This window comes from Leucobacter sp. (assembly GCF_053528595.1).
This window is the reverse complement of sequence record NZ_JAIVPF010000020.1, coordinates 37,355-49,302: the sequence shown is the minus strand read 5'-3', so window position 1 is coordinate 49,302 and position 11,948 is coordinate 37,355. Positions and strand designations below refer to the sequence as shown.

The following is an 11,948-nucleotide window of genomic DNA, read 5'->3' as shown; positions in this document are numbered from 1 at the left end:
ACGGGTCGCGGGTGGGAACTGTGAAGCATGGGAATCCTTCGGAGCTGGCCGCCGATCGAGCGAGCGGAGCGAATCGGGATCCTCACGAGGATCGGTGTCGATTCGCTCCGCTCGCTCCGACCGGCAGCGATTGGGTGCGGGACGAACTGGCCTGCGGCCGGAGCGTCAGTTCGCGGGGATCAGCAGCCAGTCGTCGGCCGCCTGCTCCCAGGCATTGGTGCCGGACTTCAGCACGACCGGCCAGCCGCCCGGCTGGTAGTCCTGCGCGGCGATCTTGTCGAACTGGTACTCGAAGGCGATCATGGGGTTCGCGATCGGATCCATGGCGCTCAGCGCCTCGTTGACGCTGTCGCGGGTGATGTCGCCCTCGATGCTCTGGAGCACCTCCACCATGAAGGTCGCGGCGAGGTAGCCGCCCTGGCTGAACGAGGTGAGCGTGATGTCGTTCTCCTCCATCAGCGCCTTCCAGTCGGCGTTGACGTCGCTGTCCTCGGTGAAGGGGTAGAACTCCGCGGGCACGTAGACGCCGGCCGCGCTGTTGTCGACGGCGGCCGCGAAGCTCTCGCTGTACACCGAGGTGAGGAGGAGGAAGGTGACGTCGTCCCAGCCCTGCTGGTTGGCCGCCTTGATCAGGCCGATGGCGTCGGGCTCGACGGAGTTGGCGACGATGCCGTCGCAGCCCGCCTCGCGCGCCTTCACGATGTAGGGCGTGTAGTCGGCGCCGCCGTAGGGCACGGTGTCGTCGACGAAGGTGGGCTGCTTGCCGGTGATCTCGCTCCAGCGGTCGACCGCCGCCTGGTAGGCGGGGCCGGTGGATCCGATGACGCTCGTGAGCACGCAGAGGTTCTCGAGGCCGAGCTCCTCCGAGCCGTAGAGCATGGTGAGCGTGGTGTCGTTGAAGGGGCCGATGTTGGTGGGTGCGATGTTCGGCGAGCTGAAGCAGCCCGGATCGACGCCGATGCCCTGGATCGAGCGCACGCCCTCCTGCTCGTAGTAGCCCGCGTTGATCTCGCAGTCGAGCAGGGAGGCGCTGCCGACGAGTGCGACGACCTCGTCGCTGCCCACCAGCTCGCGCGCCGAGGCGGTCGCGGTCGCGGGATCGGCCTTGTCGTCGGTGACCTTGTACTCGATCATGCGGCCGTTGATGCCGCCGTCGGCGTTGACCTGGTCGAAGACCGCTTTCGCGGCTTCCGAGGCCTCGGGGAAGGTGGCGGGGCCGCTGATCGTGTTGACCGAGCCGAGCTTGATCGGCGCGCCCTCGCCGCTCTCACCGCCTGCGCAGCCGCTCAGCACGAGTGCGGCTGCCGCGGTCAGCGCGGCAGCGCCCAGGATGCGTGATTTCATGGTGTGTCCTCTCGGATGGATGGGTGGGGTGTGAAGCAGTGGGTCGGGATCAGACCGGTTGCACGTCGGGGTATCTGACGGTGCCGATCGGGTAGATGTGGCCGCCCGCGCGCGAGTGCTCGGCGCGCCCGTCGCCGGTGATGCCGAGGAAGACGCCGGTCGTGCGGAGCCGATAGCCGAGGTCGTGCAGCCAGACGCTCGCCACGGCGATGCGGAACTCGCGGAAGCAGAAGAGGTAGAGGCCGTCGGAGAACTTCCAGACGGTCGACATGTCCATGTCGCCGTGGCCGCGCTGCACGCCCTGCACGCACTGCCAGGCGTAGCGCTCGCTCGAGATGTAGACGTGCTCGTAGAGGTGGTGGGGGCTGTAGCGGTAGAGGTTGCGCATGCCGATCAGGTCGCGCGACGGGCCGGGCGCATCCCCGCTCGCCTCACCCGCGTCGGTGACGGCCGACCAGAAGGTCTGGCCCACGCGGGGCTCTCCCTCGACGTCCCGCTCGCCGATCTCGGAGCGTGCGACCAGCGCGCGGTGCGTCGTCTCCGAGTACACGACGGTGATGGCCTCGCGCTCGCGCGACTCGATGGGCAGGTTGACGAAGACGACGTCCTCGCGCACGCGCACCGCGTCGTAGGGGTCGCTCAGCTCGCCGTCGGTGGCGAAGGCGCCCGTTGCGCTCCAGCGCACGGTGTCGGCGCCGAAGGTCAGCTCGAGCCGGGAGCCGTCGTCGAGGGCGAGGCCGAGCGAGCGGCCCTCCAGGCCGGTGTTCGGCAACCGGAAGGTGTCGATGCCGGCGGCGAATTCGTCGTAGGTGCGCCACTCGTTCGGGTCGGCTGCGGCGGTGCCGGCGTCGGGGGTCGTCATTGGCCCGGCTTCCTTTCGGGGAGTCGAAACAGCGGTCTCCCGAGGACGAAGCACGGCGGGCGAGCCTCGTCGCTCGGAATCTGCTACCACTGTAGACACATGCCGGGCCCGGCGAATCGATCAGCACCGCTACAGACAATGCCCGTGCACTGGTGGTCAACGAGTATCACGACTCGGTTTCGGTGCGGGCCCGAAAACACGGATCCGGGTGGGGCCGACGCCCGGAGGGTCCTCGCCCCGGGGTCGCCTCGGCGGTCCTGCCGGGCTGCGCGGAGCGAAGCGCAGCGAACGCGGCGGCGGGGTCCACCGGCCACGGATTCTGCGGCTGCGCGCAGTACGACGGACGAGTCTTCGCGCGACCTCCTAGGATGTGGACATGTTCGCATCAGTCCTGGGGGACCGAGCGCTGCGGGTGCTCGCGCTGCTGCTCGCCGTCGCCGTGGCGCTCGGCGGATCGATCGTCTTCGCCGCTCCCGCGCTCGCCGCGGGCAGTACCGACCTCGAGCTCTCGCAGAGCGCCTCGCCGACCCCGGCGGTCACCGGGAGCGAGCTGACCTGGACGATACGCGTCGCCAATCTCGGCCCCGATACCGGGACGAGTGTGGCCGTCAACGGCAACTTCAACGAGTTCGGCGACGCCTCGGAGTTCGTGTCGCTGTCGACGACCCGGGGCTCCTGCACCCACGACGAGCGCACCTACTACTGCACGATCGGCGATGTCCCGAGCGGGTCGACGGTGACGCTGACCCTCGTCGTGACCGTGCTGAGCGCCTCCTCGGTGGCGAGCGTCGCGGACCTGCAGGCCGCGAACGACAGCAGCTACGACAACAACCACGTCGTCGACACCGTGCCCGCGGGCGTCGCGGCCGACGTCGGGGTGACGAAGACGGCCGAACCGTCCTCCGCGGCCCCCGGCGACACCGTGGCGTTCACCCTCACCGCGCACAACGACGGACCCTCGAGCGCGGCCGGGGTGCAACTGGTGGATCCGCTTCCGTCCGGTCTGGAGGACGTGTCGGTGAGCCCCGCCGACGACTGCACCGTCACGGGCGGGGAGGTCTCCTGCGCGGTCGGCACCCTCGCGGCCGGCGCCTCGTTCACCCGAGTGGTCACCGCGCGGATCGACTCGGCGTTCGCGGGATCCCGGATCGAGAACACGGCCGCCGTCACGACGACCACGACCGACTCCGATCCGTCGAACGACTCCGCGACGGCCGCGGTGGAGGTGCTCGCTCCGGCCGCGGACCTGGCGGTGACGAAGACGCTCGGCACCGATCCCGTCGTCGCGGGGCAGCCGGTGGAGTACACGATCGCGGTCGAGAACCGCGGCCCCGCGGAGGCCGTCGCCGCCGCGCTCGCGGACGAGCTGCCGCCTGCGCTCTCGGAGGTCTCGGCGTCGACCGACCTCGGCGAGTGCGCCGAGACGGGCGGGACCGTCAGCTGCGACTTCGGCACCCTCACGGCCTCCGGCACCGCCACGGTGCGGGTGAGCGGACTCCTCGCCGCCTCGGCCACCGGCGAGCTCTCGAACACGGCTGAGGTGCTCAGCGGCACCGCGGACCCGGACACCGCGAACAACACCTCGACGGCGACCGCCGAGATCCTGGCCGTCTCGGACCTCTCGATCGCCAAGACCGGGTCGCCCGCCACCGCGAGCAACGGCGACACGGTCGAGTACACCGTGCTGGTGCGCAACACCGGTCCGTCCGACGCCGCGGGCGTCGTCGTCACCGATCCGATCCCCGGCGACCTGCAGTACGTCGCCGGCTCTTGCGCGACGCCGGCGGGCACCTGCCGGTTCGCCGACGGAACGCTCGTCTTCTCACTCGGCGCACTCGGCGCGGGGCGGACCGCGGAGCTCGCCTACTCGGCGACCGTCGACGCCGCGGCTCCCGACGAGCGGATCGTCAACACCGCGACGGTGTCGCACGACGGCACCGACCCCGAGCCGTCCAACGACGAGGCGTCGTACACGCTGAACGTCGACGCCGCCGCGGACGTGTCGCTGACGAAGACGGCGGACCCCGCGACCGCCGCGGCCGGAGGGACGGTGACCTTCGAGATCGTCGCACGCAACGCCGGGCCGGGCGCCTCCCGGAACCTCGAGCTGAGCGATGCCGTGCCCGCCTCCGTGCAGGTGTCCGCGGTCACCCCGTCCGCCGGGTCCTGCGACTCCGGCACCTCGAACGAGGTGCACTGCACCCTCGACGAACTCGCGAGCGGAGAGGCGTGGACGATCCTGGTGGTGGGGATCCTCGATCCCTCGGCGCCCGCGGGGCTGCTGGTGAACACGGCGAGGATCGTCGCGGACGACGATCCCACCGCGTCGAACAACGCAGCGACCGCCGTCGTGCGCACCGTCGCTCGGGCCGACCTGAGCCCGATCAAGTCGGCTCCGGCCGTCGTCACCGCGGGGAACGAGCTCACCTACTCGCTCGAAGCGGCCAACGCGGGCCCCTCGACCGCCCGGTCCGCGGTCGTCGTCGACGCCCTGCCCCGCGGCACCCGGTTCCTCAGCGCCGCGGACGCGACGTGCGTCGCGACGGGAGCGGGGCCGCAGCTCGTGCGCTGCGCACTGGGCGATCTGGCTCCGGAGGAGGCGCGCGCCTTCACGATCACCGTCCAGGTGGACCCCCGAACGCCCGACGGCGCCGTGCTCGTCAATCGCGCCCAGATCTCCTCGGCGACACCGGGAGCCTCGGACGAGCTCGTCGCGACGGCCTCCACGACCGTGAGCGCGAGCGCCGACCTGATGACGATGAAGGCCGTGTCGCCCGACGCGCTCATCGCGGGGGCCCCGGCCGCCTACCTGATCCGGGTGACGAATCACGGCCCCTCCTCGGCGAGTGCCGTGACCGTGGAGGACGTCGTCCCCGGCGGGCTGCAGATCGAGTCGGTCGGCCCCGCCGCGGGCGTCTGCGCGGTCACGGGGCAGGAGATCGTCTGCGAGCGGGACGCACTGGCGCCGCAGGCGACCTGGAGCATCGTCGTCCGCGTGCGGGTGGCGGACGATGCGGCGGGGACGATTCTCAACTCGGCGACCGCCACCAGCGAGACGGACGACCCGAACCCCGCCGACAACACCGGCACGGCGACCTCCGACGTGGCGACCGCGGCCGATCTCCGGATGATCAAGACGGCGCTGACCCCCGCGCCGGCGGCGGGCGGGACGGCGGTCTTCGTCCTCGCCGTCCTCAACAACGGCCCCTCGGCGGCCGCGGATGCGGTGGTGGACGACGTGCTCCCCGACGGACTCACCCCCGTGAGCGCGACCGGTGCGTGCGCGATCGAGGGACGGCGGATCTCCTGCGCGTACGACGCCATCCCCAGCGGCGGCGTCCGCAGCTCGCTCGTGCTCGCCTCCGTCGTGGCGGATGCCGAGGGCGTGCTGCGCAACACGGCGACGGTCACCGCGGCGACCGCCGACCCGGAGCCGCGCAACGACACCGCGACCGCGACGGTCGACGTGGCGGCCGGGAGCGCTCCCGAACCGCCCGGGCCGACGGAGCCGCCGGATCCCCCGACCGGGACGCCGGACCCCGGGCCGGCCGGTCCCCAGGCGGCACTCTCCGGGGCGGGCGCCGGTTCGCCCGCGACGGCACTGGCGGCGGGGCTCATCGCGCTCCTCGCCGGCGTGCTGCTGCTCGGGCGCGGGGGGCGCCGGTCGGCGCCGCCGTCCTAGGCGCCTCGCGGATCAGGCCAGGGCGGGCTCGTCCCAGAGCTTGAGCCTGGTGCCGATGCCGTCGCGCACGGCGTTGCGGTAGACCTTCGCCGCCCACGCGAGGTCCTGCAGCGGGATGCCCCCGGTGACGAAGACGAAGACCTCGTCGTCGCCGCGGCGTCCCGCCGCGGTGCCCTGGATGATCTCGCCGAGCTCTTCGAAGCGCTCGGAGGCCATGCGGCCGTCGCGCACCCGCTCGACGAGGTGCACACCCCAGAGGCCGACGGTCTCGTACGCCGGGGCCGCGACCTCGTCGGCCCAGGCCTCGTAGATGCGGCGGGCGTCGACCACGTGGCGGGCGCGGGCCACGAGGGCCTCGTCGAGGGCGAGGTGCGAGGGGCTGAAGACCAGGGCGCCGGGCTTCACCCAGTCGTTCTCGACGCGGGGGTAGTTCTCGGATCCCGAGGGGCTGGGCACGGCGATGCTGACGATGTCGGAGCCGCGCACGGCGGTCTCCATGTCGGGCACCTGCTCGATCGTGGTGATCTGCGGGAACTTCTCCCTCGCCCACGCGATGAAGGCGTCGACGTCGGCCTGCACGAGGCCCGCGATCCGCACGGTGCCGATGCCGTGGCGCACCGCGGCGAACGCCTCGAGCGAGGCCCGGTTGATGGGACCCGGACCGACGATGCCGATCACCGCCGCATCCTCGCGGGCCAGATAGCGGGCGCCGACCCCCGGCATGGCGCCGGTGCGGTAGGCGCTCAGCAGGTTGGCGCTCATGATCGCGAGCGGCGCGCCGGTGTCCTTGTCGCTGAGGGTGTACATCAGGATGGAGCGCGGCAGGCCCCGCTGGCGGTTCTCGACGTTGGATCCGTACCATTTGCAGCCGGCGATCCGGTAGTCGCCGCCGAGGTAGGCGGGCATCGCCATGAAACGGCGGTCCGGGCCGTCGACCGGCATGCCGGGGAAGGTCTCATCGCGCGGGAAGAACACCTGCGCGCCGTGGGAGATGTTGTCGCTGCCCGCCAGACGATAATCGCCGCGTGAGAAGAGGGCGAGGACGTCGGCCATGGTGTCGACGCACTCGGCCATGTCCGTGACGCCGGCGCGGATCATGTCGGGCTCGTCGAGGTAGAGGAAATCGATGGCGGTCGAGGGGGAGTGCTCGGTCGGCACGGAGCCGGGTCCTTTCGTCGTGCGCCGGAGCGGCGCTGAGGAGGCGCACCGGTCCTCTGCTCGGCCGCGGAGGCCGTGCGGGATCACCGGTGCGCGGGTCGGGATCCCCGCGGATCGGGGCCGCGCGGCTCGGAAGCGCTCCAGCTCAGAAGCGGCGCAGCTCGCTGGGGGAGACGCCGTAGCTCGCCTTGAACACGCGGCTGAAGTGCGCGGCGTCGGTGAAGCCCCAGCGCGCCGCGATCGCGGAGACCGTGCGGTCGCTGAGCACCGGATCGAGCAGATCGGTGCGGCAGCGCTCGAGCCGCCGCTCGCGGATCCAGGTCGACACCGTCGTGTCGGCCTGGCGGAACAGCGAGTGCAGGTGGCGCGTCGAGATGTAGTGCGCGGCCGCGATGCTGCCGGGGGAGAGGTCGGGCGACGCGAGGTGGAGGTCGATGTGGCTGTAGATCTTCTGCAGCAGCACCTGGTGCGGGTCGCGCTGCCCGGGATCCGCGTCGAGAATGCTGGAGAAGAGCGTTCCCATGAGGTCGAGGCTGGTGTGGGCGAGCTTCGCGCGCACGCGGTCTGAGAGCTGCGTGAGCTGGGCGGGGAACTGCGACAGGAAGGTCGTGATGACCGGGGTGAGTCCGCTGTGCTCCTGCGCGAACGAGACGGCCGTGAGCTGCTCCGTGAAGGGGATCGGGATGTCGAGCCGGTCCTTCGGGAACATCATGATGAGGTTGCGGAACTCCTCGCCGAACAGCAGCGAGTAGGGGCGCGACGTGTCGTACACCGTCAGGTCGCCCGGTCGCATCACGAGCTCGCGGCCGTCCTGCACCAGGATGCTGCTGCCCGAGAGCAGCAGGCTCACCTTGTAGTAGCCGCTGCCGCCGTCGGCGATGGTCTCGGGGGTGCGCTCCACGAGGTGCGGCCTCGCGGCGACCTCCGTGAAGACGATGTCGTCGGCGTCGGCCGTGGTCAGCCGGGCCGAGAACGCGTCGTCGCGCTCGGTGCTGATGCGCAGCGGCACGAACGACGACGACACCAGATTGCGGAAGACGCCGAGACTATCGACCTGGGCGGGGCGAGACTCGGGGCGCGAAGCGCCGCCTCGTTGCGGAGCGATCTGCACAGTCAATCACCTTCTTCGATCTACCTGCCGAGAGGATACACCTTACACATCGGACAGCGCATCGGAGAGCGCGTCCAGGAGGATCGGCAGCTCCTCCGGACCGAAGGCGAGCGGCGGGCGCACCTTGAGCACGCTCTCGTCCCTCCCGATCCTCGAGATGAGCACCCTGCGCGCCTTCATGGCCTCGACGACCTGCTTCGCGAGCTGCGGAGCGGGCTCGCCGTCCACCGCGAAGTCGAGGCCGAGGAACATGCCGACGCCCTTGGCCGAGCGCACGAAATCGTACCGGTCGGCGAACTCCCGGAAGCGGGAGGCCGCCTCGTCGCCGAGGGTCTTCGCCCGCGCCATGAGCCGCTCCTCCTCCATCTCGAGCAGCACCGCCTCGCCGACGGCTGCCGAGACCGGATTGCCGGCGAAGGTGTTGAAGAACTCGTTCTGCGATCCGAAGCGATCCAGCACGTCCTCGCTCGTCACCACCGCCGACATCGGATGGCCGTTGCCCATGGGCTTGCCCATGGTCACGATGTCCGCCTCCATGCCCGCGTACTGGTGCCCCCACATGTGGGTGCCGGTGCGCCCGAAACCGCTCTGCACCTCGTCGGCGATGACCATGCCGCCGGCCGCGCGCACGCGCTCGACGATGCCCCGCACGAGTCCCTCGGGGAGGCGGGGCATGCCCTCGGTCGAGAACAGCGGGTCGAAGAGGCAGGCCGCGACGCCGAAGCCCGCCTCCTGCAGCGAGGCGATCGACGCGTCGAGCGAGGCGAGGGTCTCGGCGAGCACCTCGGCCTCGGGTCGCGGATCGCGATCGAGATCCGGGATCCGCAGCGTGCGCACGTTCGGGTCGAGGGGGACCGCGGTCTCGAGCCCCGTGGTCAGGCCGGCGAGCGTGATCGTGGTGCCGTGGTAGCTGTAGTCGGACACGATCATGCCGGTGCTGCCCGTGAGCTGGCGCGAGATGCGGATGGCGAGTTCGTTGGCCTCGGATCCCGAATTGCCGAAGAAGATGCGGTCGAGGCCGGGCTCGAACGTGGCGAGCAGCCGCTCGGAGTAGTCGATCACGCGCTCGTTGAGGTAGCGCGTGTGCACGTTGAGCGTGGCGGCCTGCTCGGCGAGCGCGGCGACCACGCGGTCGTTGCAGTGGCCCACGTGGGGCACGTTGTTGTAGCCGTCGAGGTAGCGCTCGCCGCTGGCCTCGGTGAACCACACGCCCTTGGCCGACACGAACTGCAGGGGCTCGGTGTAGAAGAGCGGGGAGTAGGGGCCGATGGTGCGGTTGCGGCGTTCGACGAGTTCGGCGTTGGAGGTCATTGGGGGCTCCTGGTGGTCGGTGATTGAGCGGGCACGGATCGTTTGAGAGCAGACGCGCCAGCGTGTGCGCGCGATCCGCGGTGGCGGCACTGCGCCGGGGGTCGGGATCACCCGACGAGTTCGCGGGACAGCCGGACGACGTGGGGCAGCACCGTGGTGGCGTGCCACTCCGCGGTCGGCTCGCCGCGCCGGTCGGCCGACCAGCCGAGGTAGGTCAGGCCGCGGGCCAGCAGGATCGCGGGGAAGACCTCCCGGTCGGCGGCATCGAGCGGCCGCACCGATTCGTAGCCGCCGAAGAGCGCCGCGCGGTACTCGGCGTAGCGGGGGTGCGGGGTGTAGAAGTAGAGCGCCGTGGCGAGGTCGAAGAGGTGCCAGCCGGCCGCGAAGTCGTCGAAGTCGATGAGCACGAGACCGCCGGGCGTGCGCAGCACGTTCTCGGGTGTGAGGTCGGCGTGGATGGGGCCGAAGCGGTGCGCGGGGGCGCCGTAGGCGCCGAGCGCCTCGCGGATGCGCGCGATCGCGGCCACGACGGCGGCGCGATCCTCGCCCACGAGCTCGGCGATGCGCAGGGGGTCGCCCCAGGCGGGTTCGGGGCCGACGAGGCCGTCGAGATCCCAGTCGTCGCGCGGCACCGCCATCGTGTAGCCCGAGCGCTCGGTGGCCTCGTGCACCTGCGCCGAGAGTCGTCCGAGCTCGGCGAAGTCGGCGGGGTCGATCGCGGCGGTGCCGGCGACTCCGGTGCGCTCGTCGCCGAAGTTGCCGTGGTTGGGGATGAGGTGCTGCAGGTCGACCTGGTGCGCACCGGCCGGGTGGGCCGTGCCGACCACGCAGAAGCCCCGGCCGTCGGTCGTGGTCACGAAGTGAGGGACCGCGACGCGCTCGCCGTGCAGCGCGCGCACGAAGTCGAGCTCGCAGCCCAGCTCCTCGTCGCTGTGGTACCCCCGGCGGTGCACGCGCAGCACGTAGTCGGACCCGCCGTGGCTGAGGGAGAACACGAAGTTCTCGCGCTGCTTCAGCAGGGTAAGTGCGGTGTCCGGCGCGAGGCCGAACTCGGCGAGCGCCTCGCGAGCGAGCTCGGTCGCGGCGGTGAGATCGACGGTGATCATGCGGTTCCTTTCGCGAGACTGGCGGGATTGCGGGGATCCCGGCAGAAATCTATACTCAGAGTATAGAAAGTTGGAGCGGCCCGCACAAGTCCCGGATCCGGTTCGCGCAGCGGACGCTCTCACGAAGGGGTGGTCTCTAGAATGAGCAGTGTGAACGGGGAGAGCGGGAGCCGGCCGACGAGTCTGCGCGAGCGGAAGCAGTTGCGCACGCGGCGCGAGCTCGTGGACGCGGTGCTCGCCGTGGTCGCGGCAGGAGGCCTCGCGGAGACGACGATCGATCGCATCTCGGCCGAGTCCGGGATCTCGCGCGGCACCGTCTACGCGCACTTCCCGGGCGGGCGCGACGAACTGCTGCGAGCCGCGTACGCGAGGCTCGGCGAACAGCTCGTGGAGCGCACTCGCGAGGCCGTGCTCGCCGCGGGCGACTGGCGGGGGCGGATCGTGGCGCACGCCCGTGCGATGTTCGACCTGGCGGTCGACGCGCGCATCGGCCACTTCTACAACGTCTCGGGCCCGACGCTCATCGTGGACGGCGCCGAGCGCGGCATCGGCTCGGGTGCGAGCATCCTGTCGATCCGCGAGGCGCTGGAGCAGGCGCAGTCGTCGGGCGACGTCGACGCGGGGATCGACGCCGAGGCTGCCGCGGTGCTGCTGGTCGGGGCGCTGCGCGAGGCCGCCATCGGGGTGGCGGCGCAGGCGATGGACCCCCGGCGCGCGTACGAGTCCTTCGCGCGGCTCGTCGAGGGGCTGGCCGTGCGCTGAGCCGCCGGGCCGGTGCCGGATGGCGGGCTACAGCGCGGCGAGCAGCGCGTCCACGGCCGCGCGCGTCAGCGATGTGCGCGTGGTGTCGCGGTCGAAGTCCCCGATGAAGACGTTGCCCAGCGCCGCGGTCAGCACCCCCTGCGCCGCGGCATCGCGGGCGGCCGGGGCCGCGTCGGGCTTCGCCGCCGCGATGAAGGCTCCGAGGCGGTCGCGGGTGGAGCCGTACGCCGCCGTGAGCGTCTCGGCGATGTCCGAGTCGCTGCGCGCGAGCTCGACGAACGCGAGCACGATCGCGTTCTCGGCGCTCGAGCTCGCGAACTCCTCTCCGAAGAGGTAGTCGAGGGCGCCGTCGAGGTCGTCGACGACGCCGGGCAGGATCGCGGGCGAGCCGGTCTCGTCGGCGTAGAAGGCGCGCGCGGCGTCGACCAGCAGACGATCGCGGTTGCCCGCGAAGTGGCGCACGTGGCCCCGGGACATGCCCGCGGCGTCGGCGATCCGGTCCAGGGTCGTGCCGCTGATGCCGCGCTCCGAGATCGTGCGCAGCGTCGCCTCGATGATCTGCTCGCGGCGCTCATCGGCCACGGAGGGGCGTGCCATGCGTGCTCCTGTTCT

9 protein-coding genes are annotated in these 11,948 nt (G+C 71.4%); 2 read left to right on the top strand and 7 right to left on the bottom strand.

What is annotated here, in order from left to right; translation table 11 throughout:
- Positions 1-165 precede the first annotated feature (165 nt).
- Positions 166-1,344, bottom strand: coding sequence for an ABC transporter substrate-binding protein (locus ACWKZU_RS03055; RefSeq protein WP_449280918.1), 1,179 nt, complete (start codon positions 1,342-1,344; stop codon positions 166-168).
- A 49-nt stretch (positions 1,345-1,393) separates the two neighbouring features.
- Positions 1,394-2,206, bottom strand: a complete 813-nt coding sequence (locus tag ACWKZU_RS03050; protein ID WP_449280917.1) for a MoaF C-terminal domain-containing protein — start codon at positions 2,204-2,206, stop codon at positions 1,394-1,396.
- A gap of 376 nt (positions 2,207-2,582) precedes the next feature.
- Between ACWKZU_RS03050 and ACWKZU_RS03045 the strand changes: the two genes are divergently transcribed.
- Positions 2,583-5,888 carry a DUF7507 domain-containing protein gene (locus ACWKZU_RS03045; RefSeq protein ID WP_449280916.1) on the top strand — a complete coding sequence of 1,102 codons (3,306 nt, stop codon included), beginning with the start codon at positions 2,583-2,585 and terminating at the stop codon, positions 5,886-5,888.
- A gap of 12 nt (positions 5,889-5,900) precedes the next feature.
- Here the strand turns inward: ACWKZU_RS03045 and ACWKZU_RS03040 are convergent, their stop codons facing one another.
- The 4 genes from ACWKZU_RS03040 to ACWKZU_RS03025 all read right to left on the bottom strand — a co-directional run bounded on the left by ACWKZU_RS03040 (position 5,901) and on the right by ACWKZU_RS03025 (position 10,574).
- Positions 5,901-7,046 carry a tyramine oxidase subunit B gene (locus tag ACWKZU_RS03040; RefSeq protein ID WP_449280915.1) on the bottom strand — a complete coding sequence of 382 codons (1,146 nt, stop codon included), beginning with the start codon at positions 7,044-7,046 and terminating at the stop codon, positions 5,901-5,903.
- Between the two features lie 145 nt (positions 7,047-7,191).
- Positions 7,192-8,151 carry an AraC-like ligand-binding domain-containing protein gene (locus ACWKZU_RS03035; protein ID WP_449280950.1) on the bottom strand — a complete coding sequence of 320 codons (960 nt, stop codon included), beginning with the start codon at positions 8,149-8,151 and terminating at the stop codon, positions 7,192-7,194.
- 48 nt (positions 8,152-8,199) lie between these two features.
- Positions 8,200-9,468 (bottom strand): aspartate aminotransferase family protein, encoded by a 1,269-nt coding sequence (locus ACWKZU_RS03030; protein ID WP_449280914.1) that lies wholly within the window; start codon positions 9,466-9,468, stop codon positions 8,200-8,202.
- A gap of 107 nt (positions 9,469-9,575) precedes the next feature.
- Entirely contained in the window at positions 9,576-10,574 is a 999-nt protein-coding gene (locus ACWKZU_RS03025) for a phosphotransferase enzyme family protein (protein ID WP_449280913.1), read from the bottom strand.
- A 150-nt stretch (positions 10,575-10,724) separates the two neighbouring features.
- On the opposite strand from ACWKZU_RS03025, the gene ACWKZU_RS03020 reads away from it, so the two are divergent.
- Positions 10,725-11,336, top strand: coding sequence for a TetR/AcrR family transcriptional regulator (locus ACWKZU_RS03020; RefSeq protein ID WP_449280912.1), 612 nt, complete (start codon positions 10,725-10,727; stop codon positions 11,334-11,336).
- A 27-nt stretch (positions 11,337-11,363) separates the two neighbouring features.
- Here the strand turns inward: ACWKZU_RS03020 and ACWKZU_RS03015 are convergent, their stop codons facing one another.
- Positions 11,364-11,933, bottom strand: a complete 570-nt coding sequence (locus tag ACWKZU_RS03015; RefSeq protein WP_449280911.1) for a TetR family transcriptional regulator — start codon at positions 11,931-11,933, stop codon at positions 11,364-11,366.
- Between the last annotated feature and the right edge of the window lie 15 nt (positions 11,934-11,948).